General features: G+C 71.8%; 21 protein-coding genes, 2 pseudogenes and 1 riboswitch. Of the genes and pseudogenes, 10 read left to right on the plus strand and 13 right to left on the minus strand.

Annotated elements, in window-relative coordinates:
• Positions 1 to 42: 42 nt before the first annotated feature.
• From ACIRPP_RS12470 to ACIRPP_RS12485, 4 genes are all read right to left on the minus strand, one after another.
• Positions 43 to 1,857 carry a UvrD-helicase domain-containing protein gene (locus tag ACIRPP_RS12470; protein WP_403640849.1) on the minus strand — a complete coding sequence of 605 codons (1,815 nt, stop codon included), beginning with the start codon at positions 1,855 to 1,857 and terminating at the stop codon, positions 43 to 45.
• Positions 1,854 to 3,947 carry an AAA family ATPase gene (locus tag ACIRPP_RS12475; protein WP_403640852.1) on the minus strand — a complete coding sequence of 698 codons (2,094 nt, stop codon included), beginning with the start codon at positions 3,945 to 3,947 and terminating at the stop codon, positions 1,854 to 1,856. Before ACIRPP_RS12475 ends, ACIRPP_RS12470 begins: the two co-directional genes overlap by 4 nt.
• A 399-nt stretch (positions 3,948 to 4,346) precedes the next feature.
• Positions 4,347 to 4,709 carry a hypothetical protein gene (locus tag ACIRPP_RS12480; RefSeq protein WP_403640854.1) on the minus strand — a complete coding sequence of 121 codons (363 nt, stop codon included), beginning with the start codon at positions 4,707 to 4,709 and terminating at the stop codon, positions 4,347 to 4,349.
• A 509-nt stretch (positions 4,710 to 5,218) separates the two neighbouring features.
• Positions 5,219 to 5,623 (minus strand): type II toxin-antitoxin system PemK/MazF family toxin, encoded by a 405-nt coding sequence (locus tag ACIRPP_RS12485; protein WP_403640857.1) that lies wholly within the window; start codon positions 5,621 to 5,623, stop codon positions 5,219 to 5,221.
• A gap of 151 nt (positions 5,624 to 5,774) precedes the next feature.
• On the opposite strand from ACIRPP_RS12485, the pseudogene ACIRPP_RS12490 reads away from it, so the two are divergent.
• Together ACIRPP_RS12490 and ACIRPP_RS12495 are read left to right on the plus strand one after the other, a co-directional pair.
• A pseudogene (locus ACIRPP_RS12490) lies at positions 5,775 to 5,969 on the plus strand (IS701 family transposase); the annotation flags it as partial.
• A pseudogene (locus ACIRPP_RS12495) lies at positions 5,923 to 6,094 on the plus strand (transposase family protein); the annotation flags it as partial. The pseudogenes ACIRPP_RS12490 and ACIRPP_RS12495, both read left to right, overlap by 47 nt.
• A gap of 174 nt (positions 6,095 to 6,268) precedes the next feature.
• On the opposite strand, the gene ACIRPP_RS12500 reads toward ACIRPP_RS12495, so the two are convergent.
• Positions 6,269 to 6,919, minus strand: a complete 651-nt coding sequence (locus tag ACIRPP_RS12500; protein WP_403640860.1) for a TetR/AcrR family transcriptional regulator — start codon at positions 6,917 to 6,919, stop codon at positions 6,269 to 6,271.
• A gap of 80 nt (positions 6,920 to 6,999) precedes the next feature.
• Between ACIRPP_RS12500 and ACIRPP_RS12505 the strand changes: the two genes are divergently transcribed.
• From ACIRPP_RS12505 to ACIRPP_RS12520, 4 genes are all read left to right on the plus strand, one after another.
• On the plus strand, positions 7,000 to 8,175 hold the full coding sequence (locus ACIRPP_RS12505; protein WP_403640863.1) for an FAD-dependent oxidoreductase: 1,176 nt from the start codon (positions 7,000 to 7,002) through the stop codon (positions 8,173 to 8,175).
• Positions 8,176 to 8,238: 63 nt separating this feature from the next.
• Positions 8,239 to 9,132: a phosphorothioated DNA-binding restriction endonuclease gene (locus ACIRPP_RS12510; RefSeq protein ID WP_403640866.1), complete on the plus strand. Its 894-nt coding sequence runs from the start codon at positions 8,239 to 8,241 to the stop codon at positions 9,130 to 9,132.
• 358 nt (positions 9,133 to 9,490) lie between these two features.
• Positions 9,491 to 9,835 (plus strand): hypothetical protein, encoded by a 345-nt coding sequence (locus ACIRPP_RS12515; RefSeq protein ID WP_403640869.1) that lies wholly within the window; start codon positions 9,491 to 9,493, stop codon positions 9,833 to 9,835.
• On the plus strand, positions 9,832 to 11,433 hold the full coding sequence (locus ACIRPP_RS12520; RefSeq protein ID WP_403640872.1) for a transporter: 1,602 nt from the start codon (positions 9,832 to 9,834) through the stop codon (positions 11,431 to 11,433). Before ACIRPP_RS12515 ends, ACIRPP_RS12520 begins: the two co-directional genes overlap by 4 nt.
• Before the next feature lie 49 nt (positions 11,434 to 11,482).
• Here ACIRPP_RS12520 and ACIRPP_RS12525 read toward each other — a convergent pair whose 3' ends face one another.
• The 3 genes from ACIRPP_RS12525 to ACIRPP_RS12535 are packed head-to-tail and all read right to left on the minus strand — an operon-like array spanning position 11,483 to position 14,018.
• On the minus strand, positions 11,483 to 12,127 hold the full coding sequence (locus ACIRPP_RS12525; RefSeq protein ID WP_403640876.1) for a 3-oxoacid CoA-transferase subunit B: 645 nt from the start codon (positions 12,125 to 12,127) through the stop codon (positions 11,483 to 11,485).
• Positions 12,124 to 12,792, minus strand: a complete 669-nt coding sequence (locus tag ACIRPP_RS12530) for a 3-oxoacid CoA-transferase subunit A (protein WP_164342969.1) — start codon at positions 12,790 to 12,792, stop codon at positions 12,124 to 12,126. The genes ACIRPP_RS12525 and ACIRPP_RS12530 overlap by 4 nt, the downstream gene beginning before the upstream one ends.
• A complete protein-coding gene (locus tag ACIRPP_RS12535; protein ID WP_403640879.1) occupies positions 12,792 to 14,018 on the minus strand; it encodes an acetyl-CoA C-acetyltransferase in 1,227 nt (408 codons plus the stop codon). The genes ACIRPP_RS12530 and ACIRPP_RS12535 overlap by 1 nt, the downstream gene beginning before the upstream one ends.
• 71 nt (positions 14,019 to 14,089) lie before the next feature.
• Here ACIRPP_RS12535 and ACIRPP_RS12540 point away from each other — a divergent pair, with 71 nt between their 5' ends.
• Positions 14,090 to 14,983 (plus strand): LysR substrate-binding domain-containing protein, encoded by an 894-nt coding sequence (locus ACIRPP_RS12540; protein WP_403640882.1) that lies wholly within the window; start codon positions 14,090 to 14,092, stop codon positions 14,981 to 14,983.
• A 717-nt stretch (positions 14,984 to 15,700) separates the two neighbouring features.
• A complete protein-coding gene (locus ACIRPP_RS12545) occupies positions 15,701 to 18,373 on the plus strand; it encodes a SpoIIE family protein phosphatase (RefSeq protein WP_403640885.1) in 2,673 nt (890 codons plus the stop codon).
• Between the two features lie 65 nt (positions 18,374 to 18,438).
• On the opposite strand, the gene ACIRPP_RS12550 is transcribed toward ACIRPP_RS12545, so the two are convergent.
• Genes ACIRPP_RS12550 through ACIRPP_RS12570 form a run of 5 tightly spaced genes read right to left on the minus strand, consistent with a single transcriptional unit; the run spans position 18,439 to position 23,581 of the window.
• The gene (locus ACIRPP_RS12550) at positions 18,439 to 19,134 is read right to left on the minus strand and encodes an ABC transporter ATP-binding protein (RefSeq protein WP_403640888.1); all 696 of its coding nucleotides are present in this window, start codon (positions 19,132 to 19,134) and stop codon (positions 18,439 to 18,441) included.
• On the minus strand, positions 19,127 to 20,104 hold the full coding sequence (locus ACIRPP_RS12555) for an ABC transporter ATP-binding protein (RefSeq protein WP_403640891.1): 978 nt from the start codon (positions 20,102 to 20,104) through the stop codon (positions 19,127 to 19,129). The genes ACIRPP_RS12550 and ACIRPP_RS12555 overlap by 8 nt, the downstream gene beginning before the upstream one ends.
• Positions 20,101 to 20,997: an ABC transporter permease gene (locus ACIRPP_RS12560; protein ID WP_403640894.1), complete on the minus strand. Its 897-nt coding sequence runs from the start codon at positions 20,995 to 20,997 to the stop codon at positions 20,101 to 20,103. The genes ACIRPP_RS12555 and ACIRPP_RS12560 overlap by 4 nt, the downstream gene beginning before the upstream one ends.
• A 5-nt stretch (positions 20,998 to 21,002) precedes the next feature.
• Positions 21,003 to 21,971 (minus strand): ABC transporter permease, encoded by a 969-nt coding sequence (locus ACIRPP_RS12565; protein WP_403641211.1) that lies wholly within the window; start codon positions 21,969 to 21,971, stop codon positions 21,003 to 21,005.
• Positions 21,972 to 21,991: 20 nt separating this feature from the next.
• Positions 21,992 to 23,581 (minus strand): ABC transporter substrate-binding protein, encoded by a 1,590-nt coding sequence (locus tag ACIRPP_RS12570; RefSeq protein WP_403640897.1) that lies wholly within the window; start codon positions 23,579 to 23,581, stop codon positions 21,992 to 21,994.
• Between the two features lie 180 nt (positions 23,582 to 23,761).
• A riboswitch (cobalamin riboswitch) is annotated at positions 23,762 to 23,944 on the plus strand.
• 29 nt (positions 23,945 to 23,973) lie between these two features.
• Between ACIRPP_RS12570 and ACIRPP_RS12575 the strand changes: the two genes are divergently transcribed.
• The gene (locus ACIRPP_RS12575) at positions 23,974 to 24,684 is read left to right on the plus strand and encodes an energy-coupling factor ABC transporter permease (RefSeq protein ID WP_403640900.1); all 711 of its coding nucleotides are present in this window, start codon (positions 23,974 to 23,976) and stop codon (positions 24,682 to 24,684) included.
• Positions 24,681 to 25,067: an energy-coupling factor ABC transporter substrate-binding protein gene (locus tag ACIRPP_RS12580; RefSeq protein ID WP_403640903.1), complete on the plus strand. Its 387-nt coding sequence runs from the start codon at positions 24,681 to 24,683 to the stop codon at positions 25,065 to 25,067. Before ACIRPP_RS12575 ends, ACIRPP_RS12580 begins: the two co-directional genes overlap by 4 nt.
• Positions 25,068 to 25,073: the final 6 nt, after the last annotated feature.

Genomic DNA, 25,073 nt, shown 5'->3' on the forward strand with positions numbered 1-25,073 from the left:
GTTTGGGCCGGACCGGGGGTCCGTCCGGCCTGCCTTGCTCCCTCACTCGCCACCCACCACCGTGTCCCCTTCGAACCGCAGCGACGTGATCCGCGACTCGCCGGCCCACTCCCGGAGGGTGTCCAGTGCGGCGGGGTCGACTTTCGTGGTGAAGAGGATGGCCAGGTGCTCTCTGGCTCGTGAGCATGCCACGTAGAAGAGGTTGCGTGCTCTGATGAACGCCTGCAGTTCCTTGTCCACCAGTTCGTCACGCCGGGAGAAGTTGGCCAGCATCTCGGGGATCTGGAAAAGGTTGTGGCCCTTGCTGACCACGGCGAGGACCCGGGTGAATTCCAAGCCCTTGACTCCATGCTGCGTGGCGAAGGGTGTACCGCCGCCGAGGTGCTCGTTCAACGCCAGCAACTCCGCGTACGGCACCTTGCGCAGTTGCTGGTACTCCTTCGAGGGGGCCGCCGCTCGGGCCTTGGCCTTGTCGTCACTCATAGCCTGTAAGTCTGCGTCGGACGGTGACACGGCCTTTCGATGACGCTCGCGTACCTTCCCCAGGCCGTCGAAGAGCCGCTGCTCAAGACAGAGGTCGAGGACGTCGCCGACCGTGCCCGTCTCGCGGGCCTCCCCCAGCTTCGCCAGGAACGCCACCCATTCCTGCTTGTCGGCCGGCGAGTTGATGGGGGGATGGCCACGTGGGTCGAGTGCGTCGAACATCGCACCGTAGCGCTTGTTCCGGTGGTGGAGCAGGGCCGGTTCCAGCGTGTCCATGAAGAAGGCCATGGCGTGGTCCTCCTTCTTCACGTAGGAATCGTTGCGCCGAAACGCTCTGTGAAGCTTCTGATAGCCCAGCTCGCCGGCGATCGTCTCGTGCGTGAGCATGAGGATCTTCGTGCTGGGCTCCTCCGCCCGCGCCCGGTCATCGTGCCCGGCTGCTCCGGTACTCCAGAACCGTACGCGGACGTCGTCCAGTACCCACCTCCGGGCCGCGTGGGCCGCGTCCCAGCCGAGTTGGCCTTTTCGGTGGTGGGTAAGCCTCGTCCCGGCCCATTCGTTGGTGTGATAGACGGCGACGGTTCCCTCGCCCGCTCCTGACGCCGTGGTCTGTGTCAGTTCGGGACGCATCGTGTTCAGGAGGTTCACGACGGCGCGCTGCGAACGGCGGTTGCGCCGTCTGAAGACCGGCACCGGGCGTGCGTCCTTGAGTGCCCCGCACGCGTTCTCGTAGATCTGTTGCCAGTGGTCCCCGAAGAAGCCGCAGAGGGGGCCGTACGAGGTGGCCTCATCGCCCGGAGCTCCCAGCATGGCCTCCGCCAGGCCGGCGGGGGTGTCCTGGTACTCGTCCACGAAGACGATCGGGAACCGGTCAGCGGTCAGGGCCCGGAACTTGGGAAGGGCGAAGAACTCCCTCGCGAGGAGGGGCAGGTCGTTGTGCCCCAGCCGCACATGACGGGTGTCGTGGTTCACTTTCTGGAAGCCGGTGCTGTACTCGACGGTGTAGCCGTCCAGCGAGGTGCGGCCTTCCATTTTCGACGGCATGAGGTCCAGCTCGACGATGTGGCGCAGCAGGTGCTTACGGAAAGGGGAGAGCAGCTGCCACAGGAAGCCGTGGATGGTCTCGGCGAACACGTAAGGGCTGCGGTCGGTACGGGTGATGATCTCGTCGCGGGCCACGTTGGTGTAGGTGACGCAGGCAACGCGTTGGTGGGGCCGCGGGAGGTAGCGGACGCGGTCGGCCAGGATGCTCCGGAGCGCCTCGATCAGTGAGCTGGTCTTGCCCGCGCCGGCGCCGGCCTCCACCTTGAAGTGACGGCCTTCCCGGAGGGCCGTCAGGATCGTGCGCGTGACGTCTTCTGCCTCGGTCGTCACTCGTCGTCCGCCTTCGTCGCCGTCCCGTCCTGTGCCATGAGCCATTCGAGGCCGCGCCTGATGTACTTCGGGACCTCCCAGTCGTGGTCTCCGAGGACGTGGTCGAGGGCGAAGTCGACCTTGCTGCGCCTGCCCTCCACACTGCTACGGGCTTGTTCCTCCAGATCCCCGGCGGGAGCGTCACCTACGGAGATTCCGAACAGGGCCCGGTTGGCCAGCGCGAAGGCGTCCTCGAAGGTACGGCCGCACGGACCACCGGGCTCCTCCGGCACCTGGTAGGCGAGGCACATGCTGCCCCCGGCGATCGGCGGGTCCGTCTCGGCCAGCTGCAGCAGCTCGGCCACCGTGATGTCCTCTGTCTCCGGGAACCACGCCTTGATGGACGGGTTATGAGGATGTCCGGCCTCGGACACCAGACACTTGCCTCTCCTGGGCCCGCTCTTGTCGACGGGATCGAGGTCCGTGATGATCAGGGCCGGGATCCCGAGGACCTTCAGCAGCGGATAGAACCGGTGGGCATGCGCCCCGCCGACTTCCATCAGGGTCACGTACTGGTGCTGGGGCGTCTCTCCGGGCCTCCTCGCCGCCAGCTTCTCCTCCGCTGCCGGGACGAAGACACGCTCGCTGGCGCCCTCGACGAGGATGGCCTTGTCCGCGAAGTAGAGGTCGGCCCGGGTGAGAGTTAGGTACCTGCGGAGAAATCTCTCGTCGTCGGTCACCTGGGACAGGTCCTTGATGACGGTGCGGGCCGGCCCCGGCTCGCTTCCGCTCTCCACGGCGTCCTCCTCCTTCCGGAAGTACCGGATGTCGGAGAACTGCCCCCGGTTGGCCACGTGTGCCGAGTGGGTGGTCACCACGAACTGAGCGTTCCACCGGGGGCCGCTGTCGCCTGCGGTACCGCTCTCCTCGACCGCTCCCGCCTGCCCGGGCATGCTCGCCCTCATCTGCGCGTCGATCCGGGGGAACAGGCTGACGGAGTACGTGAGTCGCTGGATGAACGCCTCCTGCATCTGCGGATGCAGATGGGCCTCCGGTTCCTCCAGGAAGACGAGATGGATCCCCGACTCCGGAGACGTCGCCGTGTGGTCGCGGTAGCAGGTGAAGAGCCTGAGCAGGATCATCACCAGGTTCCGCGTACCGAGGCCGTTGTACGACTCCGGAAGCCGCACGCCGGCCACTCCCGGGTAGTGAATGCGCGCGAAGTTCCTGAGCAGCCTTTTGGAGTCCAGCCGGGCGGCCGTGACGAACTCCTGATTTCCCAGGCCCGGATAGCCGAAGGCCTTCAACGTCGGCGCCACCCGTTCGCGGACCTTCTGGAGGCTGCTGTCGAGACTGTCGGAGGTGTCCACGAGCGTCGTGTCGATGCTCGCGGCGAGCTCCTCCAGCCACGTCGCGTTCCGGCTCTTCTCCGCCGCGGTCAGCAGTTGCTCGAAGACCGTTCCGATCGGCGCGGCATGGCCCTCGCCCTCGTCATCCAGTCCTCGCTGCGCCTCGACGAAGTCCACCCTCACCAGGGTGCGCACGTCGGCGAGGCCTACCGGTCGGACGTTCGCCTCATCGGTCGGGTCGACCGCTGTCACCGACATCTCGAAGTGCTTCGGGATGCCTCTGCCCAGCCGCTCAAGCGTGGCGGTGGCATCCGCCCCCACCGGCACGCCGCCGAAGAACTCCTTCAGGGCACCGTCCCCCAACGCGTAGGCGAACCTGATCACTACCTCGGAGCAGTCGGGGTCGAGGTCCACCACGAAGGGGGCCAGGGGGCCGTACTGGCCGCAGTCCTTGTCGTAGGAGATGTGGAGGGTGAGGGTGACTGCCGGAACCGTGTCGCGCGCCTGCTCCGTCTCGCCCGAGGTGTAGAGGCGATGGGCGGCGAGGAACTCCTCGTAGCAGTCGGCGGAGAAGTCCTCGATGTGCAGCGCGGTCCTCTTCCTCGCCACGAAGAATTCGAACAACTTCGCCAGCGAGGTCTTTCCCGTGTTGTTGCGGCCGACGCACAGTGTCACCTCTTCGGTGAAGGAGAGCTCGGTCCTGCGGAGCAGCCGGAAGTTGCGGATGACCGCTTTGGTGAGCCGGGGCGGCACCAGTGCCACAGGGCCACACGGTTCGACGAATCCGTCTCGCGGGCCTGGGATAACAGGCGGTGCAGTGGTCTGGGTCATCGTGGCTCCTTGCTGCGCTCGTACACACCCTGGACGTCTTGAGGGGACGCGCAGCAAAGGGAGCCTCAAACCCCCATGAGATGCCATTGACCCCTCAGGATCCGGGGCCGCATCTTGTCACCATAAGCCTCTAAATGCACAACGGTCGCATTCCAATCAAAATTGGATCATCTATCGATCTGAATTCACTCCCGGATGTTCGGTATGCAGCACTTATACGGCCACCACCTCACAGGCCGACGGACCGGATGAGGGGTGTCGCGTACGAGGCGCACAGCACGACCGGCGCTCAACGGAGGCGTTGCGCCAGGAGCGACGAGGGGCTCCGCGTCAGGCCCGATGTCGGCCCACGTCCCGTCCCGTCAAGTCCTTGAGGACCCGATTCAGCGCTTCGACCTCTCCGACGTCGTCGAAGAGGCTGCGGGGAAGGTGGCCCTGCGCGAGGGGCCGACGCCGTACAGGACATCGCCGTACGCCGACGCCTACCAGCAGGTCCGTCGCCTCGTCGAGGGTCACGTGCTCCGCCGGCCACTGGTACCCGCTCCGGCTCACCTGGAACACCGGGAACAGCCACTGCACGTCTCGGTCGGGCTCGATGAACCTGGTCGCTCTCCCGCCCAGGAAATTGACGCCGTAGTGCGAGAGCGAGCAGGCGTCCCTCTCCCGTAGGTCAAGCAGGCGGGAAGCACACATGAGGGACATGGCATGCGTCCGCACGGACAGGTGCATGGGGGTCGTGGCGGCTTCCCGCAGTCTGACCGTGCGAGGCTTCCGCACGGTCAGACGGACACCAGTCTGCCGCTCGGGCCGCTGACTATGATGGTCGGCCCGAACGCAATGGGAGTCCCCTGGGACTTTCCTGGGACTTCCGGCTGCATCAACAGGTACGAGCGTGAAACAACCGAAAGCCCATTCGCACAGGTCAGCGCCCCGCGACCGGCCATCGCCGCGAGTCATGGCGCTGACTGGTCTCTTCCGGTACGTCTGAGAGGCCGTCGGGATCAGTCGATGTCTGGTCAAACCTCCCTGAGCTGCAGCCACGTACACTTCCGGGAGGTGCGACCAGGCTTCGTGGGACTCCACACCCGAGTCGGAGCCCCACATGCCCCGCAGACATTCGAACCGGCGCTGCGCCGGCCCAGCGGCGAGATCGCGGACCGGGCCGGCAAGGCCGCTATCGAACTGGGCGGCAGAGGCGTCCGCTACTCGAGTCCTCCGAGACGGCGAGCATCTTTGATCTCGTGGAGCCTGGCAAGCGTCATCGGGGTCCATTCCCTCCTCTGTCCAGCGGCATGGAGGGCTTCTCCAACCTCGATGAGCTTGGCGGAGGACAACACGCCCGCCCGCTCGATCAGGTCGTCCCGGGACACGGTGGTCAGCCATGTGCAAGGAGTGAAGCCTGGACGCGGGAACGCGAACCGCAGCACGCCTTCGAAGGGCAGTCCTTCCGGGGCGCCTATCGCCACTTCAACGCCCAGGCCGCTGATGTCGACGCCCGCTGGTGCAACGACCTGCATGGCCTGGAGCCCGGATGACTCGTCGACCGACAGCAGCACGACCGGACGTCGCTCGTCGAAGTCGACCCACCAGACTTCGCCGCGTTGCATGTGTCCTCCTGGCACGAGTCGGCGGGCGGACGCTGCGTGCCCGAGCGGGATACGGGATGCGGCCTCGTCTTCACACGTCGTGACCGCGGGGGCCGTGAAGACGGGTGCGGCCACCGGTGGTCCGCGGTATGTGAAGACTGAAGATCATGCGATGGCCGCGGGACACAGCGTAGACCCCGTCCGCCGGCAGGAGGCGTTCGAGGTTTTGACGGGCCGGATAGCGGGCCGGTTCGCGCGGGTCGAACCCCGGAGCCGCGTAAAGGACTTGGTACTGAGGCTGCTGTCGGACCTGCCGCGCAAGAACTGCTGGAGCATCGCCGAGTGGGCCGGGGAGGCCAGTCCGGAGCCTGCCCCCGGAGGAGCGTTTTGCTTGTTGCGGCGTACTGGCAGACCAACTTGACGCTGCGCCAGCTCGCTCAGCAGTTCGGAATCTCGAAGTCCGCAGCCGGTCGCATCCTTCACCGTCTCGGGCAGGACTTCGACGCGGTCAGGTAGGTGCTCGCATTGAGCCACAACTGAGCGCACGGACAGCCTGCAGAACGCCTGCATTGGGAGGATCCGGCACCGAGGTGTCATCCGGCGCCGATCAACCTGGGACAGTGCAGCCTCGCACGCGGTCGGTGGCGGATCGACGCGCACGCGGTTTCAGGCATCCTCCGCCGGCCGCGGCTCCGGCCCGGCCAGTCCGTGCAGGAGCAGATCCGTGCAGGTGTCGATGACGTGCTGCTCGTCCTCGCCGTCGGCGGGCGGGAGCAAGGCGTAGTTGAGGGTGACGATCATCGCGCCCATTGCCGCCGCGACGAGTTCGGGGTCACCGGGCAGCTTGTGGCCGCGCTCGGCCAGGTACTCCAGATGCATCCGGATCGTGCCGGTCTGCTCGCGCAGATCGCGCCAGGCCCTGCCCGTGCCGGGGTCGTCGGCCACCATCGCCTGGAAGAGCGCGAGCGTGACCGGACGGGACTGCCGCATCACCGACCACGCGGCGCCGAGGTGCTCGCGCAACTGGTCGCGGTCGGTCAGGTCGTGGTCGCGGGGATGCTCCAGCCCGGCCATGCGGTCGTCGATCGCGTCTTCCCTCTCGGCGAGGAGCGCCTGGAGCAGCTCGTCCTTGCCGGCGAAGTGCTCGTAGAACGAGCCGGTCGAGCGTCCGGCCGCCGCGGTGATGTCGGTGATCTTCGTCTTGAGGTAACCGCGCTCGCTGAACAGCTCCCGTGCCGCGTCCAGCAGCGCGGCGCGCGTCTGGGCCGCCCGGACCTTTCGACTGGCGGCGCCCGCCTGCGGCATGTCGTCCTCCATGGGCTGTTGACAGACGCCAGCGTATCGGAACAGACTTTCACTGAATCTGATTTCAGTGAATTGTCATTCAGGGAGGCACCGTGCGAACGATCGTGATCGGTGGCGGGATAGCTGGTCCTGCCATCGCCCTCGCCCTGCGGCACATCGGTCACGACGTGACCGTCTACGAGGCGTACGACGTACCGCCCCAGGAAGTGGGCGCCCACTTCAGCCTGGCGGTCAACGGCCTCCGCGCACTGGAGAAGCTGGGCTGCCTGCGCGACGTACAGGAGGCCGGGCACCCCATCGAGCGGATGCGTTTCTACTCCGAGGGCGGCCGTCTCCTGGGCGACGTGGCACGCCTCCGGCGTGAAGCCGACCCGATGCGCAGCATCACGCTCCAGCGCGGACGGCTCGTGTCGATCCTGCGGGACGCCGCACTGGCCGCCGGCGCACAGATCGTCACGGGCGAACGCCTGGTCGGCGGCACGGAGTCGGCGGACGGCGTGGTGGCAGAGTTCGCCTCCGGCCGGTGCGAGACCGCGGAGCTGCTCGTGGGCGCCGACGGCGTCTGGTCCACCGTGCGCGGACTGATCGACGCGTCCGCGCCGCGCGCCGAGTACGCCGGGCTTTACGGGGTCGCCGGGATCTCCCATGCGCAAGGGATCGAGCCCGGTGTCTGGAACCTCGCGTACACGAGCGCCGGTGCCTTCGTCTTCACCGGCATCGACGAAGGAACCCAGTGGTGGACGGCTCAGATCGGAGATCCGGTCAAGCCCGACCTGCGCGGCATCGACGACGCGCGGTGGCTGCGGCGCGTGAACGAGCTGTTCACCGAGGCGATGCCGCAGGCGGTCATCGGCGCCGCGACATCGACCGTCGCGTCCGGTCACCTGACCGTCTGCGACACCGTCCGGACGTGGCACAGTGATCGCATGGTGCTGGTCGGCGACGCCGCCCACCCCGTCGGCGTCGGACACGGAGCCTCGATGTGCGTCGAGGACGCACTGGAGCTCGCGGTGGCGCTGAGCGGCGCCCCGACCGTCGCGGCGGGGCTGAAGTCCTACGACGCGACCCGCCGCCCGCGCATCGACAGGCTGCTCAAGCACGGGCACAACGCCCGTGAGAGCAAGCGGCCCAGCACCGTGAAGCGGCAGATCAACTCGGCGAGGATGCGCGTCCTCCTCCCGTTCTTCGAACGGGCGCAGGGATACCTGTACGACTACGAGCCGCCTTCGCTGCCCGCCAGGGGTGGATCACAGACCACCACGAGTTAGGCCGCCCGCGGCCTGTCCCCGCAGGGGGGGAGGCGCGGCGGCGCCTCAGTACGATCACCGTCCATGGACTGGCTCGAGCGTGTCGCGAAGCTCCGGCAGTGGAGCAGGAGCGGGGCGCGTGCCCCGCACAAGCCGCTGCTGCTCCTGTACGCCCTCGGGCGGTTCCAGCAGGACGCCGAGGGCGAGTTGCGGTACAGCGCCGTGGAGCATGAACTGCAGCAGTTGTTGACCGAGTACGGTCCGCCCCATCGGACGACGCCTTCCTACCCGTTCCATCACCTCATCAGCGACGGCGTGTGGGAAGTGCGCACCGACCGTGGGCCCGGCAGCCCGGGGAGCGGGGTGCGTGACCTGCGGGTGTCGGGTGCCACCGGCCGGCTGGTGCCCGGACTGCGCGGTGCGCTGAGCGACGACCCGGCCCTGCTGGCACGCATGGCACGGTTGTTGCTCGACCTGCACTTCCCGCCCTCGCTGCACGGCGAACTCTGCGAAGCGGTCGGCCTGGACCTGGAGCACGCGGAGACCGGGCTGCCGTCGGCGACGCGGCGGCAACGGCACCGGCGCATGCGTGAACTGGTGTTGACCGCGTACGAGTACCGGTGCGCCTTCTGCGGATACGACGGCCGGATCGGTGCCGTCCCGGTCGGGCTGGAGGCCGCGCATGTGCGCTGGTGGGCCTTCGAGGGTCCGGACGATCTCGACAACGGGCTCTGCCTCTGCTCCTTGCACCACAAGCTCTTCGACAAGGGCGTCCTGGGGATCGGCGACGGCCACCGGATACTGGTCTCCCAGCGCTTCGTGGGGCACAGCCCCGCAGCCCGGGAGCAGGTGCTGGCGCTCGCCGGACGTCAGCTGATCGGCCCTCAGCCGGGAACGGTCCCCGTCGCAGCCGGCCACCGCGCCTGGCACACGGAGCAGGTCTTCCAGGGCGCGCCACGTCCCGCCGCGGCGGTCTGACGGCGGCCTTTGGCTCCTAACGGGGCCTGGACGGCGGCGCGATGGCCCCGCCCGCCGGCCCCAGCCCCCGCTCGCCGATCGACGACCAATGACCGACGGCCGACGGCCGACGGCCGACGACCGACGACCGACGGGCATCGTGATCCTTCACCATCGCGCGGGCGGCCGTTCGTCGCTACGGCAGCCGGTCGCGTGGTGCCCGCTCACTGTCCGCGCCGCTGCTGATTGGGCGGCGGAACAAGTCTGCGGCCGGAGGGCCCGGAGGCGTGCGGGTGTCTGGTTGACTCCGCGGTCACCCCCCACACCCGTCCCCGCGCCCCTCAGGCGGTGCGGGTCCAGCGTGAGTGGAGCCGCTCGCATGTCCTTCGGACCGCAGCCCCGGTACGGGCCGCCGCCGTACCCCGACAAGCCCGCTGTCGACGCGCACCCTGCCAGGGGGCCGGAACTCCCCGGCGCCGGGGATACGGCGCGCCTGGCCGCCGGGTTGCGGCTGGGTGTCCGGACCGCCGTCGTCTGGTTCGTCTTCGTGCTGGTGGCCGCTCTCCTGCCGTCCTGGTACGGCACCCCCGTGGCCGGGCCGGTGAGCCTGGGCGCGGTGCTGGCCGTGGTGCCGCTGGCCGTGGGGGTGCACGCGCTCGTGGCCCACGGGCGGCAGGCCGACGGGATCGGGCAGCGGCCGGACGAGCGGAGGTGGTCGTCGTGACCTCGCTCCTCGATCCCTCCTCCCGGTCCCTGGTGTTCGCCGTCGTCTCCGTGTTCGTCGTGGTCTGCCTGATGCTGTGCGTGATCACCGGCGCCGACGAGGACGACCGGGCCCTCGTGCGGTCCGACAGCCGCCGGCTGCGTTCCTGGCAGCAGGGCATCGCCATGGGCGGCGACACCACCACGGTCGCGACCGTCACCGTGCTGGTGGGCATGGTCGCCGTGTCCGGGTTCGACGGGCTCGGCGTCATGCTGGGCAGCCTGCTCGGGGTGGTGCTCTTCCTGGTGCTGCTGGTGGAACCGCTGCGCCGGCACGCCTCGCTGACGGCCGCGGACCTGCTGGACGCGCGGGGCAGCGGCGGCCGCGCCGTGCGCCTGTCGTGGGGGGCGGTGACCCTGCTCGTCTGCTTCCCGCTGCTCGTCGTGCAGTTGGTGGTGGTCGGCAACGTCGCCGCGGCGCTGATCGGGCAGCCCGGCCTGCGCACCGGCTGCATCGTGCTGATCGGCTGTGTGATGACGGCGCTCGCCGTCATCGGCGGGATCCGCGGCACGGGCGTCGTGATGATCGCCAAGTCGGTGATCACCCTGCCGGTGCTGGTGGTCACGGCGGTCCTCGTGCTGCACCGTTTCGGCGGGGACCCCGGGCGGCTGCTCGACGCCGCGGCCCATGGATCCCACCTGGGCGAGGCGTATCTGCGTCCCGGCGGCTACACCGGCGACGGATGGGTGGGGGCCGTCAACCGGATCGGCCAGATGTTCGGCATGTCGCTGGCGACGCTGGCGATGCCCGCCGTGCTGATGCGGGCGATCTCGACGAAGAGTCCGCGCGGCGCCCGCATCGCCGGCCGGTGGATGCTGGGCGAACTCGTCCTGTTGTACGGTGCGTTGGCCGTCGTCGGCGTGGGCGCGGCGGCCCTCGTCGGTGAGGTGCTGCGGGAGAGCGGTCCGGCGGCGCAGGTGTTCACGCCGCTGGTGCTCGGACGGGCACTCGACCACGGGGGCGTCCTGGTCGCGGCCCTGGCCTGCGTCCTCTTCCTCACCGCGCTGGCCGCCGTGGTGGACGTGACCCTGGCGGCGGGCATGGCGCTGGGCCGCGACGTGCTGGGGACGTCGGGCACGCCCGCCGGCCGCCGTCCGTCGGGCCGGGCGGACGGCGCCACGTCACGGTGGTCGGCGGCGGCGACGGGCGTGGTCGCCTCGGTCGTCGCGGTCGTCGCCGCCGACTGGAACCTCGTGGTCCTCTCCACGCTCTGGCTCGCCATCTGCGGCGCCGCCCTGGCCCCCGTCCTGCTGTACGCCGTGTACTGGCCGGGGTTCACCGCCCGCGGCGCGCTGTGGTGCCTGTGGGGGGCCGCGGCGCTGAGCATCGCGGCCCTCGTGCTGTCGCCGTACACCTCCGGTACGCCCGGGTCACTGTTCCCGGGGCACGACTTCAAGGTCTGGGACGTGACGATCCCTGGCCTGGTGACGGCACCGGCCGGATTCCTGCTGGGCTGGCTCGGCAGCGTGACGGACCGGCGGCGGTCGTCGAACGGCCGCCGGGCGCAGGGTACTTCGGAGAGGGCGGGAGACAGGGAGAGGGAGCTGGGTAGCGTCTGAGGCATCCGTGTGTGCCGTGGGCGCGGGTGCGGCCACCCGCCCCCACCGCTCAGCCCAGCAGCCGCAGCCCCAGCCGTTCCTCCAGTTCCCCCCGCGTCGTGCCGAAGAGGTCGCGGACGCGGACTCCGTCGGGGGCGAGGTCGAAGATGCCGTGGTCGGTGTAGATGCGGGAGACGCAGGCGAGGCCGGTGAGGGGGTAGGTGCACTCCTCGACCAGCTTGGGAGTGCCGTCCTTGGCGAAGAGGTCCATCATCACGAAGGTCCGGCGGGCGCCGACCGCGAGGTCCATGGCGCCGCCGACGGCCGAGATGGAACCCGGGGCGCCGGTCGACCAGTTGGCGAGGTCGCCGCGGACGGAGACCTGGTAGGCGCCGAGGACGCAGTAGTCGAGGTGGCCGCCGCGCATCATGGCGAAGCTGTCGGCGTGGTGGAAGTAGGCGGCGCCGGGGAGTTCGGTGACGGGCTGCTTGCCGGCGTTGATGAGGTCGGGGTCGACCTCGTCGTCGGCGGCGAGCGGGCCCATGCCGAGCATGCCGTTCTCGGTGTGGAGCGTGACGTGCTGTTCGGGGCGCAGGTGGTTGGAGATGAGGGTGGGCGCGCCGATGCCGAGGTTGACGAACGAACCGGCCGGGATGTCGGCCGCGATGAGGGCGGCGAGTTCGTCGCGGTCGCGCCGGGTCGTGGTGCTGCTCATGCCGGGCCTCCGGTCGTGACGACGTGGTCGGTGTGGATGCCGGGGGTCACGACGTGTTCGGGGTCGATGGCGCCGGTCTCGACGACGCGGCGGACCTGGACGACGGTGGTGGCCGCCGCGGTGGCCATGACGGGGCCGAAGTTGCGGGCGGTCTTGCGGTAGACGAGGTTGCCGGCGCGGTCGGCGGTGTCGGCCTTGATGAGGGCGACGTCGGCGGTGAGCGGCTGTTCGAGGACGTACCCCTGTCCGTCGATGACGCGGGTCTCCTTGCCCTCGGCGAGCACGGTGCCGTAGCCGGTGCGGGTGAAGAAGCCGCCGATGCCGGCGCCGCCGGCGCGGATGCGTTCGGCGAGGGTGCCCTGCGGGACCAGTTCGAGTGCGATGGTGCCGGCCCGGTAGGCGGCGTCGAAGTGCCAGGAGTCGTGCTGCCGGGGGAAGGAGCAGATCACCTTGCGCACCCTGCCCTTGGCGATCAGCGCGGCCAGGCCGATGTCGCCGTTGCCGGCGTTGTTGTTGACGATGGTCAGGTCGCCGACGCCGGAGGCGATGAGCGCGTCGATGAGTTCGACGGGCTGACCGGCGGCGCCGAACCCGCCGACCATGACGACGGCGCCGTCGCGGACGCAGCGGACGGCCTCGGCCGGGTCGGTGTGGAAGGTCGGCATCACGCGTCGGCCCTTTCGAACACGGCGGCCAGGCCCTGGCCGCCTCCGATGCACATCGTCTCCAGCGCGTAGCGTCCGCCGCTGCGGCGCAGTTGGTGCGCGAGGGTGGCCAGGATGCGGGCTCCGGTGGCGCCGACGGGGTGGCCGAGGGAGATGCCGGAGCCGTTGGGGTTGAGCCGTTCGTCCGTCGCCGGGATGTCCCACTCGCGCAGGCAGGCCAGCACCTGGGCGGCGAACGCCTCGTTCAGTTCGATGAGGTCCAGGTCGTCCAGGGTGAGCCCGGCGCGGCCGAGGGCGGCGGCGGTGGCGGGGACCGGGCCGATGCCCATCCGTTCGGGGCCGACACCGGCGACCGCCCAGGCGCGCAGGGCGAGCAGGGGCTCCCAGCCGCGGCGTTCCGCCTCGGCGCGGGTGGTGACCAGGCACATCGCGGCGCCGTCGTTCTGACCGCTGGAGTTGCCCGCGGTCACGGTGGCTTCGGGGTCCAGCCCGGCCCGTACGGGGCGCAGTGCGGCGAGGTCGTCGGCGGTGGTGCCGGGGCGCGGGTGCTCGTCGGTGTCGACGATCCGTTCCGGTGTGCGGCGGGTGGCGGGCACGGTGACCGGCACGATCTCGTCGGTAAACCGGCCCTCGGCCTGTGCGCGGGCGACGCGGGTCTGGGAGGCGAGGGCGAGGGCGTCCTGTTCCTCGCGGGTGAGGGCGTACTCGCGGCGCAGGTTCTCCGCGGTCTCGATCATCCCGCCGGGGACCGGGTGGTCGCGTCCGCCCGCGGTCTGGCGGGCCCGGTCGAGGCGGTCCCACAGTTCGAGGCTGCCGGACCGGACGCCCTGGCGGACGCCGAGCGCGTAGTGCTCGACCTGGCTCATCGACTCCACGCCGCCGGCGACGACGGTGGTGGCGGCGCCCGTGGCGACGGTCCCGGCCGCGTAGAGGACGGCCTGGAGGCCGGAGCCGCAGCGGCGGTCGAGCTGGAGTCCGGTGACCGCGGTGCCGAGTCCGGCGTCCAGGGCGGCGATCCGGCCGATGGCGGGGTTCTCGCCGCTCGGGTAGCAGTTGCCGAGCACGGCGTCGTCGACGTCGCCCTCGCCGAGCCCTGCGCGGTCGGCGAGCGCGCGGAGCAGCCGGCGGGCCAGTTCCGTCGCCGGGAGTCCGGCGAACACGCCGCCGAAGCGGCCGACCGGTGTGCGCAGCGGGTGGCAGACGACCACGTCGGAATCAGACTTCATACCAGGGACCGTAGTCAGCGGGTATCGGTAGGGGAAATATCAAAATCCCGCTGATTGATATCCTGTCGCATATGACTGATGAGCTGCGCCGGATGCGTTACTTCGTGACGGTCGCGGAGGAGCTCCACTTCGGGCGGGCCGCTGAGCGGCTGCACATGGCGCAGCCGCCGCTCAGCCAGGCGGTGCGCGGGCTGGAGGAGTCGGTGGGGGCCCGGCTGCTGGAGCGGACCACGCGCCGGGTGGCGCTGACCGCCGCCGGTGAGGCGTATCTGCGGCACGCGCGGGACGTGCTGGCGCGCGTGGAGCGGGCCAAGCAGGACGCGCGCCGGATCGAGGCGGGCCTGGAGGGGCGTCTCGTGGTCGGCTGCGTCGGCTCGGCCACGTACTCGCTGCTGCCGCGCTTCGCGCGCGCCCTGCGGGCCGAGCTGACGTCGGTGGATCTGGCGGTGCGGGGGGAGATGCTGACCGCGGACCAGGTCGCGGCGTTGCGGGACGGCACCATCGACCTGGGGCTGATGCGGCCCCCCGCCGACCGGTCGGGCGTCGTCGTCACCCGGCTGCGGTCCGACCGGCTCGTGCTGGCGGTGCCGGACGAGCATCCGCTGGCGCGGCGGCGCCGGGCCTTCGTCCGGGACCTGGCGGGCGCGACCCTGCTCACGCATCCGGGCGGCGGCCGGTCCGCCATGTTCGACGTGGCCGCGCGGGCCCTGTCCGAGGCGCGGGTCGCGCCGGGGGCCGTGCAGGAGGTCGCCGAGACGTCGACGCTGGTGACGTTCGTGGCGGCCGGTCTCGGGCTGGCGGTGCTGCCGGAGCCGGCCCGGGCGCTCGCGCTCGAAGGGGTGGTGTGGCTGCCGCTGCACGGGGTGCCGCCGGTCGAACTCGTGGCGGTCCGGCGGGACCGCGTCGAACCGCATGTGGCCCGCGCGGTGCAGTCCCTCGCGTCGGCCGCCGCGGCCGGGACCTGAGCGGCGGGGCCGGGGGCGGCGCCGGCGGCCCGGTCCGGGGCAGGCGCGGGATCCGGGGGCGGGGCCGCGTCCGGCCTCTCGTTTGGATCAGGACGGGCTCGCGGGCCCCGGCACCGCCCCTCGCCGCGTTGTCGTCGGTTGTCAGGGCTCCGCCCTGCCGCCCTCCTCCGCCTTGCGACGCTCCCCCACTGCCCGAACGGCGTGGGAGGTACCCCCATCACCGGACCCCGCTCCCTCATCCGTCCTGATCCAAACGAAAGACCCCAGGGGCGTGCCCCACGCCCGAGGCCACCACACCGGCAAGGGTCCCTCCTCCAGGCCCGCCCCCGCCGGACCGGCACGGCCCTCCCCCACGCCCCGGCCCCCGCCGGACCGGCACGGTCCTCCGCCCCGCCCTCGCCCCCTCACCGCGATGCGGTCGCAGCACGACGCTGTCGCCCGGAAAGAGTACCGTTGACACATTCGTGAGCATTGCGAAGGGCTTTCTTCGGTTCGGTGCAGGTCAGGGACGCTCGGGAGGAGGGACATGGGGCAGTGAGCGGGTACTCCCGGCGCCCTCCGGTTCTGTCGCCCCGTCTCTTCGGCGGCCGGAGGGAGCAGACGGCGGAACCCGGTCGGCGGCGGGGCCGGACCGGGGAACGGGGGCGGGGCGGTGACCGCTCCGGCCCGCAGGGACCACCCACGGGCAGGCTCCGGTCGCTGTTCCGGGTGCGCAGCGTGGCCGGCCAGGTGTTCCTGCTCCAGGTGCTCGTCGTGACCCTGGTCATCGCCGCCGCGCTGGCCGCGCTGCTGCTCCAGGCGCGCCGGGACAGCACCCAGGACGCCCGGCTGCGGTCGATGGACATCGCCAAGACGCTCGCCTACTCCCCGGCCACGGCGGAGGCCCTCACCGGGCCGGACCCGACGGCGGAGCTCCAGCCCCTCACCGAGCGGATCCGCAAGGAGAGCGGGGTCGACCTGATCGTGGTGCTCTCGCCGACCGGGGTCCGCTACACGCATCCCGACCCCGCGGAGATCGGCGAGTTCGATCCGAACGCGCTCAACCTGCCGAGCGACCCGCGGACGGAGAGCTTCCACACCACCCGGGGCGACGCCGTGGCCTCCTACGTCCCCGTCACCGAGCCGGACGGCACGGTCGTCGGCACGGTCGCGGTCTCGATCACCGTGAAGCAGGTGGCGAGCATGGCGGCAACGCAGCTCCCGGTGCTGGTGGGGGCGGCGGTCGGGGCGCTGGCCCTGAGCGCGGCCGGCACGGCGCTGGTCAGCCGGCGGCTGCTGCGCCAGACGCACGGGCTGGGGCCGGTGGAGATGACCCAGATGTACGACCACCACGACGCGGTGCTGCACGCGGTGCGGGAGGGCGTGCTGATCACGGACGACGACGGGTCGCTGGTGCTGGCCAACGACGAGGCGCGGCGGCTGCTGGACCTGCCGCCGGACGCCGAGCAGCACGACGTGGACGGTCTGGGCCTGGACCCGGAGCTGGTGGACGTGCTGACCTCGGACGAGACGCTGACCGACGAGGTGCACCAGGCGGGCGGCCGGCTGCTGGCCGTCAACAAGCGCCGTACGGCCCCCTCCCCCCACACCGGGCGGCCGGGGAGCGTGGTGACGCTCCGGGACACGACGGAGCTGCGGACCCTGTCGGGCCGGGCGGAGGTGGCCCGGGAGCGGCTGACCCTGCTCTACGACGCGGGCGCCCGGATCGGTTCCACCCTGGACGTGCAGAAGACCGCCCAGGAGCTGGCGGACGTGGCGGTGCCGCGGTTCGCGTTCGTCGTCACCGTCGAGCTGGCCGAGGAGGTGCTGCGCGGGGAGGAGCCGCCCCGGGTGGCCTCCGTCATGCGCCGGGCCGCCGTGAGCGGCATCGAGGCCGACCGGCCGCTGGTGGCGCCGGGCGGGCAGGTCCGCTTCCGTCCCGGCACTCCGCAGGCGCGCTGCGTGGAGACCGGCCGGGCGGTGCTGGAGGCGGACCTGGCCACGGCCGAGGAGTGGCAGGCGAGGGACCCGGAGGAGGCCGCGAACGTCCTGGCGCACGGCGCCGGATCGCTGATCACGGTGCCGCTGCGGGCCCGCGGCACCCTGCTGGGCGTGGTGGACTTCTGGCGGTCGCAGTGGGAGAAGCCGTTCGACGAGAACGACATGGCGTTCGCGGAGGAGCTGGCCGCGTGGGCCGCGGTGGCGCTGGACAACGCCCGCCGGTACACGCGGGAGCACGCGATGGCGGTGACGCTCCAGGAGAGCCTGCTGCCGCGGGACCTGCCGGAGCTGAGCGCGCTCGATGTGGCGCACCGCTATCTGCCGGCCCAGGCGGGGGTGGGCGGCGACTGGTTCGACGTGATCGAGCTGTCGGGTGCCCGGGTGGCCCTGGTGGTCGGTGACGTGGTGGGGCACGGGCTGCACGCGGCGGCCACCATGGGCCGGCTGCGCACAGCGGTGCACAACTTCGCCACGCTCGACCTGGCGCCGGACGAACTGCTGGCCCGGCTGGACGACCTGGTGGCCCGGCTCGACCGGGAGCAGTCGGGCCATGACGAGGACGAGACCCTCATCGGGGCGACCTGTCTGTACGTGGTCTACGACCCGGCGTCCGGTTCCTGCATGATGGCGCGGGCCGGGCATCCGCCGCCCGCGCTGGTCCACCCGGACGGCACCGCCGTCTTCCTGGACCTGCCCGCCGGTCCCCCGCTGGGCCTGGGCGGGCTGCCCTTCGAGGCCGCCGAGGTGCAGGTGCCCGAGGCCAGTCAGCTGGTGCTCTACACGGACGGGCTGGTGGAGAAGCGCGGCCGGGACATCGACGTCGGGCTGGCGATCCTGCAGGGTGCGCTGGCCGCCCAGCCCGGCCGGGCGCCCGAGGAGACCTGCCGGGCCGTCCTGGAGGCCCTGCCGCCGGACCGGGCCACCGACGACGTGGCGCTGCTGGTGGCCCGTACGCGGGTGCTGAACGCCGACCAGGTGGCCGACTGGGACGTGCCGCAGGAGCCGGCCGCGGTGTCGCGGGTCCGGTCGGAGGTCGCCCGGCAGCTGGACGCGTGGGACCTGACGGAGGCGGGCTTCGCCACCGAACTCATCCTCAGCGAACTGGTCACCAACGCCATCCGCTACGGCACGTCGCCCATCCATGTCCGTCTGCTCCGGGACCGCCACCTGATCTGCGAGGTATCCGACGGCAGCAGCACCTCGCCGCATCTGCGGTACGCGTCGACCACGGACGAGGGCGGGCGCGGGCTGTTCCTGGTCGCCCGGTACGCGGAGCGCTGGGGCACGCGGTACACGCCGGCCGGCAAGGTCATCTGGACCGAGCAGCTGCTGGACGGCGGCAGCGGCGAGCCGGCCGGGCCGGCGGACGACGACGACCTGCTCGCGCAGTGGGCCGACGTCACGCTGTGAGGGCGGCGGCGGAGCCCGTGGGGCCGCGGTACCGGGGCCCGTGGTGAAGGGGAGCGGCAGCACGCCTAGGGGGCGGTGAGGGCCCCTCCGACGGCCGTCCTGGCGGGGGCGGTCACGGTGTCCCAGTGCACGGTGCGGTCGCACCAGCGGTCGAGGAGGACGTGGTCGTGGCCCACGGCGAGCAGGGCCGCGCCGGTGGCCGCGCGGTAGTCCTCGACGACGGCGACCAGGGCCGCCGTGGTGGAGGCGTCGAGCATGGCGGTCATCTCGTCGCAGATGAGCATGCGCGGCCGGAGGATCAACGCGCGGGCGAGGCAGGCGCGTTGGAGCTGGCCGTCGCTGACCTCGTGGGGGCGGCGGGTGAGCAGGTCGGGAGTGAGTCCGACGGTGTCGGCGAGTTCGGGGACCCGGGCGGGGACCTCGTCGCGGCGCCCGGTGGCGCGCAGGGGTTCCGCGATCAGGTCGCTCAGGCGCAGCTGGGGGTCGGCGGAGAGCCGGGGCTGCTGGAAGACCACGCCGAAGGCGGTGCGGGCGGCGCGCGGGGCCCGGTGGCGCCAGTGGCGGACGGGGGTGCCGTCGAGGAGGACGGTCCCGGCGTCGGGGCGGTGCAGGAGGGCGGCGACCCGGGCGAGGGTGGACTTGCCGCAGCCGCTGGGGCCGAGCAGGCCGACGGCCTCGCCCGGGGTGACGGTGAGGGAGGCGCCCCGGACGGCGGGGGCGCGGCGGTCGTATCCGGCGGTGACGGTGCGCAGTTCAAGCACGGGCGTCCTCCGGGGTGCGGGCCGGGACCGGGTGGTGGCAGGCGACCGACGCGGCCAGGGCCGGGACGGTGGCGCAGGCGTCGGTGGCGCGGTCGCAGCGGGGGGCGAAGGCGCAGCCGTCGGGCAGGCTGCCGAGTTCGGGGGGCAGTCCCGGGATGGGGGTGAAGGCGCGGTCGGGGAGGGCGTCCAGCAGGCCGCGGCTGTAGGGGTGGCGGGGGCCGGGGGTGCCGAAGAAGGTGTCGGCGGGGGTGAGTTCGACGATGCGGCCGGCGTACATGACGGCGACCCGGTCGGCGACGCGGGCGGCGGCGGCCAGGTCGTGGGTGATGATCAGCAGGGCGCGGCCCTGCCCGGCGTCGACGTGGCGGCGCAGTTCGTCGACGGTGCGGTCCACCAGGTCGCGGTCGAGGCCGGTAGTGGGTTCGTCGGCGAGGAGCAGGGGCGCGTCGCCGATCAGGGCGAGGGCGGTGGCGGCGCGCTGGGCGAGGCCGCCGGAGAGTTCGTGCGGGTAGCGGTCGAGGTGGTCGGCGGGGAAGGCGGCGCGGGCGGCGGCCTGTTCGGCGGCCTTGCGCAGGGCCGCGCGGCCCCGGACGCCGGTGAGTTCGGCGACGGCCTCCTCGGTCTGCGCGCGGATGGTGCGTACGGGGGTGAGGTGCGCGGCGGGGCTCTGCGGGACGAGGCCGATGCGGCGGCCCCGGACGGTGCGGGCCAGGGTGCGTTCGTCGGCGGTGATCAGGTCGAGGTCGCCGAGGTGGGCGTAGCCGGTGGTGCGGGCGTTGGCGGGGAGCAGGCCGAGGAGGGCGGAGGCCAGGACGGACTTGCCGCAGCCGCTCTCGCCGACCAGGGCGAGGCATTCGCCGGGGGCGACGTCGAAGTGGGCGTCGGTGACGGCGGGGACCTGATGCCCGCCGGGCATCAGGAAGCGCACGGACAGGCCGCGGACGGACAGCACGGGGGGTGACGCGGTCACAGCGTGAGCTCCGATCGGCGGCGGGGGTTGATCCGTTCCCGCCAGACTCCGGCGAGCCCGGCGATGGCGAGGGTGGGGATGATCAGGAAGAGGCCGGGGAACAGGGTGGGCCACCACTGTCCGGCGAGCAGCGAGCCGCGGGCGCCCTGGATGAGGGTGCCGAGGCTGGCGGTGTGCGGGGGCAGGCCGAGGCCGAGGAAGGACAGGGCGCTCTCGTGCCACATGGCGTGCGGGACCATCAGCACGGCGGCGAGTCCGGCCTGCGGCAGGACGCCGGGCAGGAGGTGGCGCAGCGCGACCCGCCACCGGGAGGCGCCGCCGGAGACGGCCGCGTCGATGTAGGGGCGGGAGCGCAGGGACAGCACCTCGGCGCGCACGATGCGGGCCGTGGACAGCCAGTGGGTGAGGGCGACGGAGACCACCACGGGCCAGACACCGGGCCGGAACATGGCGACGATGAAGATGCCGAGCAGCAGGTGCGGGACCGACGCGACGGCGTCGACGACGCGCATGACGATGCGGTCGGCCCAGCCGCCGAGGGCTCCGGCGGTGGCGCCGACGGCGGTGCCGATGACGGTGGCGGTGAGCGCGGCGACCAGGCCGACGAGCAGGGAGACCCGCAGGCCGTAGACGCAGCGCAGCAGCAGGTCGCGGCCGACGTCGTCGGTGCCGAAGGGGTGCGCCCAGCCGGGCGGCAGGAGTTTGGCGCCGAGGTCGACGCTCTGCTGGTCGAGCTGGACCAGGGGCGGGACCAGCAGCACCGCGAGCACGGTCAGGGCGACCAGGGTCGCGGAGACCCGCAGCCGGAGGGTGTGGGTGGAGCGGCGGGCGGCGCCGCGCGGGCGCCGGACGCGTCCGGCCGGCGGCGTCTTCTCCAGGGTGGTGTCAGCCATGGGGATCACATCTCATCCAGCTTCACCCTCGGGTCGGTCAGTCCGTACAGCAGGTCGGCGAGCAGGTTCCCGGCGAGGACGGCGGCGGTGGCGAGGGTGGTGAGCGCGGCCAGCAGGGGGAAGTCGACGGCGGTGGCGGCCTCGACGGTGGCCGCCGCGATGCCCGGCCAGCTGAAGACGGTCTCCACCAGCAGGGCGCCGGTGATGAGTTCGGGGACGCGGGAGCCGATCAGGGTGAGCACGGGCAGCAGTCCGGAGCGCAGGGCGTGGCCGAGGAGCACGGTGCGTTCGGCGAGGCCGCGGGCGCGGGCGCCGCGCACCGGGTCCTCGGCGAGGGCGTCGCCGACGCCCTGGCGGACGTAGAGCGTGAACCAGGGAAGCTGGGACACGGCGAGGACGCCGGCGGGCAGCACGAGGTGGCTCGCGAGCTGTCCGGCGGTGACGTGGTCGCTGCCGGTGTCGGTGAGGCCGCCGGCCGGCAGGACGTCCAGTTTCAGGGCGAACAGCCAGATGGCGAGCAGGGCGATCCAGAAGACCGGGGCGGCTTCCAGGGAGTAGGCGACGGAGGTGACCGCGCGGTCGAGGACGGAGCCGGGGCGGCGGGCGGCCAGCACGCCGAGCAGGGTGCCGAGCAGGACGGCGACGGCGAAGGCGACGGTGCACAGCAGCGTCGACCACACCAGCCGTTCGCCGATGACCTCGGCGACGGGCTGGCGCATCACGGTGGACTGGCCGAGGTCGCCGGTGACCGCGGAGGTCAGCCATTCCCACCAGCGGGCGGTCAGCGGCCGGTCCACGCCCAGGTTGTCCCGCAGCCGGTCCAGGGTCTCCTGGTCGGCGCCGAGCGCGGCGGTGCCCGCGTACGCCTTGACCGGGTCGAAGGGGGAGGCGGCGGCGATCGCGAACACGCCGAAGGTGACGACGAGGAGCACGGGCACGGCGAACAGGGCCCGCCGTGCCGTGAGGCGTCCCATCGCCGCCCAGGGCAGCCTGCTCACTTCTTCGGCGTCCAGTCCTCGACGTTCCACCAGGGGCCGCTGGCGAAGCCGTGCTCGTGGGGCTCGGTCTGGGTGGTGAGGCCGTCCCAGCGGTCGGCGAGGACGTAGAGGTGGTCGATGTGGGTGAGGAAGGTGTAGCCGGGGTTCTTCACGAGGGCGCGCTGGAGGTCGTCGTAGGCGGCCTTGCGGTCGGCCTGGACGCGGGTGCGGCGGCCGGTGTCGAGGGCCTTGTCCACGGCCGGGTCGTCGTAGCGGGCCATGTTGTTGAAGCCGTCGCCGGCGAGGGAGGAGTGCAGCAGGGTGTAGAGGCCGAAGTCGGGGTCGCCGGTGCTGCCGAAGCCCGCGAGGACGGCGTCCTGCTTCATCCTGGGCTCGATGACCTCCCAGGTGCCGCTCTCGACCTTGACGTCGATGCCGGCCTGCTTGGCGTCGGAGGCGTAGGCGAGCGCGTGGTCCTGGCGGACCTTGTCGCCGGAGGGGTAGTAGAGGGTGAAGGCGGCACGGCGGCCGTCCTTGGTGCGGATGCCGTCCTGGCCGGGCTTCCAGCCGGCGTCGTCGAGGAGCTTCTTGGCTCCGGCGAGGTCGCGCGGCCGCTGGATGTCCTCGGCGAACCAGGAGTCGTCGACGGGGAGCGGGCCGTAGGCGGGGCGGCCGGCGCCGTCGAGGATCTTGTCGACCATGGCCTTGCGGTCGACGGAGAGGTCGAGGGCGCGGCGGATCGCGGTGTCGCGGGTGACGGGGTTCTCGGTGGGGAGGGTGACCGCGCGGAAATCGTAGGAGGTGGCCCGGTACGTCGTGCGGTCGTCGTCGTTCTTGAAGGTGGCGGCGAGGTTGGGCGGCAGTGTCGCGCCGTCGAGATCACCGGAGCGCAGCCGGGTGGCGCGGACGTCGTCGTCGGCGATGACCGCCATGGTGAGCTTCTTCACCTTCGGGGCGCCGCCCCAATAGTCCGGGTTGGCCTTGAAGGTGAGCTTTTCTCCCTTGCGCCAGTCGGCGAGGACGTAGGGTCCGGTGCCGACCGGCCGGGTGTTGAAGGAGCCGGTGTTCGGGTCCTGCTTCCCGGCCACGTGCTCGGGGACGATGGGCAGCACGGTGCGGGCGGCGAAGGCGGCGTAGGGGTAGTCGAGGGTGAAGACGACCTTGTGCTCGCCGTCGGCCCGGACCTCCTTGATCGCGTCCAGCTCGCTCTTGGCGGTGCTGTTGGTCTTGCCGTCGAGCACCGTGCGGTAGGTGTAGACGACGTCCTCGCTGGTCAGCGGCTCACCGTCGGTGAACTTGACGTCGTCGCGCAGGGTGAAGGTGTAGGTGCGGCCGTCCTCACTGATCTCGGGGAGGGCCTTGGCCAGCGCGGGCTTCAGGTTCATCTCCGCGTCGCGGGCCAGCAGCCCGTCGAAGATCTTCGAGTTGCCGTCCTTGCCGTAGCCGAGCAGCGGGTTCAGGGTGTCGGGTTCGGTGGAGACCCCGATCACCACGGCGTCGGCGGACCCGCCACCGTCGGCACCGCCGCTTCCGGGGGCCGAGCAGGCGGCGAGCGCGCAGGCCGTCACTGCGGCGACGGCGGCGCTCCGTGCGCGTCGGGTCGTCATCGAACCTCACATCCCAGTTGACCGATCATCGTTGTTGCATATTAGTTGCAGGAAGAACCTGCCCGGTACCGGCTCCCCCCAGTCGCCCGCACGCTCCCCCGCTCCGGGGCGCGTGCCGCAGGGAGGGCGGGCGCCGTGCGTGCGCCCCCGTGACCGCTTGTCACCGGCCGGGCACGGGGACTACTGTCACCACGCCTTGGTGACGGGAAATCCGGTGCGACACCGGTGCGGCCCTCGCCACTGTGATCGGGAAGTCCTGCTCCTGCCCCCACGGGCAGCCACTGGGTCCTCGGACCCGGGAAGGCGGAGCACGGGCGGTGGTACCCGTCAGCCAGGAGACCGGCCAAGGCGCGTCAACCATCCACGAGGTGCTGGAGAGGGTCTGCTGAGCCATGCACATAGCCGAGGGTTTCCTTCCTCCGGCGCACGCGGTCGCCTGGGGTGCCGTGTCGGCGCCGTTCGTCGTCCACGGAGCCCGGTCGCTCGTCCGTGAAGTCCGGAGCCATCCCGAGAGCACGCTGCTGCTCGGCGCGTCGGGAGCGTTCACCTTCGTCCTGTCCGCGCTGAAACTGCCGTCGGTCACCGGCAGTTGCTCCCATCCCACCGGTACGGGGCTGGGCGCGATCCTGTTCCGGCCGCCGGTCATGGCGGTCCTGGGCACCATCACCCTGCTGTTCCAGGCGCTGCTGCTGGCCCACGGCGGGCTGACCACGCTCGGCGCGAACGTCTTCTCCATGGCGGTCGTCGGACCGTGGGCCGGGTACGGCGTCTACCGGCTGCTGCGCCGCGCGGACGTGCCCCTGATGGGCGCGGTGTTCGCCGCCGCGTTCGTCGCCGACCTGTCGACGTACTGCGTGACCAGCGTGCAACTGGCGCTCGCCTTCCCCGACCCGGGCAGCGGAGTCCTGGGCGCGCTCGGCACGTTCGGCTCCGTCTTCGCCGTCACGCAGATCCCGCTGGCAGTGAGCGAGGGGCTGCTGACCGTGCTGGTGATGCGGCTGCTGGTGCAGTCCAGCAGGGGCGAACTGACCCGGCTCGGCGTGCTGGTGACGCGGGCCGGACGCACGACGTCCGACGCGGCCTCCGAGGCGGTGGCCCGGTGAACCGGAACACGCGGATCAACGCGCTGCTGCTGCTGGTGGTCGCCGCGCTCGCGGTGCTGCCGCTGGCGCTCGGGCTCGGGGACCACAAGGAGGAGCCTTTCGCGGGTGCGGACGCCGAAGCCGAGACGGCGATCACCGAGATCGACCCGGACTACGAGCCGTGGTTCTCGCCGCTGTACGAACCGCCGTCCGGAGAGGTCGAGTCGGCGCTGTTCGCCCTCCAGGCGGCGATCGGCGCGGGCGTCCTCGCGTACTACTTCGGGCTGCGGCGGGGCCGGCGGCAGGGCGAGGAGCGGGCGTCGGCGACCCCGGAGGCGGACACCGGCGCCCCGGCCGGCGCGCCGGCCGGTTCCCGGGGCGCCGACGGCGAGCGGCCGGTCTGATCCCGG

The organism is Streptomyces sp. NPDC101219, assembly GCF_044767675.1.
Classification (GTDB): Bacteria; Actinomycetota; Actinomycetes; order Streptomycetales; family Streptomycetaceae; genus Streptomyces.

What these genes read in the sequence shown, in the direction of transcription:
- ACIRPP_RS12500 (WP_403640860.1), bottom strand. Translation starts at nt 6,919, where the DNA reads ATGGAGGACGACATGCCGCAGGCGGGCGCCGCCAGTCGAAAGGTCCGG.
- ACIRPP_RS12540 (WP_403640882.1), top strand. Translation starts at nt 14,090, where the DNA reads ATGACTGATGAGCTGCGCCGGATGCGTTACTTCGTGACGGTCGCGGAG.
- ACIRPP_RS12525 (WP_403640876.1), bottom strand. Translation starts at nt 12,127, where the DNA reads ATGAGCAGCACCACGACCCGGCGCGACCGCGACGAACTCGCCGCCCTC.
- ACIRPP_RS12570 (WP_403640897.1), bottom strand. Translation starts at nt 23,581, where the DNA reads ATGACGACCCGACGCGCACGGAGCGCCGCCGTCGCCGCAGTGACGGCC.
- ACIRPP_RS12575 (WP_403640900.1), top strand. Translation starts at nt 23,974, where the DNA reads ATGCACATAGCCGAGGGTTTCCTTCCTCCGGCGCACGCGGTCGCCTGG.
- ACIRPP_RS12560 (WP_403640894.1), bottom strand. Translation starts at nt 20,997, where the DNA reads ATGGCTGACACCACCCTGGAGAAGACGCCGCCGGCCGGACGCGTCCGG.
- ACIRPP_RS12510 (WP_403640866.1), top strand. Translation starts at nt 8,239, where the DNA reads ATGGACTGGCTCGAGCGTGTCGCGAAGCTCCGGCAGTGGAGCAGGAGC.
- ACIRPP_RS12480 (WP_403640854.1), bottom strand. Translation starts at nt 4,709, where the DNA reads ATGTGTGCTTCCCGCCTGCTTGACCTACGGGAGAGGGACGCCTGCTCG.
- ACIRPP_RS12485 (WP_403640857.1), bottom strand. Translation starts at nt 5,623, where the DNA reads ATGCAACGCGGCGAAGTCTGGTGGGTCGACTTCGACGAGCGACGTCCG.
- ACIRPP_RS12535 (WP_403640879.1), bottom strand. Translation starts at nt 14,018, where the DNA reads ATGAAGTCTGATTCCGACGTGGTCGTCTGCCACCCGCTGCGCACACCG.
- ACIRPP_RS12530 (WP_164342969.1), bottom strand. Translation starts at nt 12,792, where the DNA reads ATGCCGACCTTCCACACCGACCCGGCCGAGGCCGTCCGCTGCGTCCGC.
- ACIRPP_RS12515 (WP_403640869.1), top strand. Translation starts at nt 9,491, where the DNA reads ATGTCCTTCGGACCGCAGCCCCGGTACGGGCCGCCGCCGTACCCCGAC.
- ACIRPP_RS12565 (WP_403641211.1), bottom strand. Translation starts at nt 21,971, where the DNA reads ATGGGACGCCTCACGGCACGGCGGGCCCTGTTCGCCGTGCCCGTGCTC.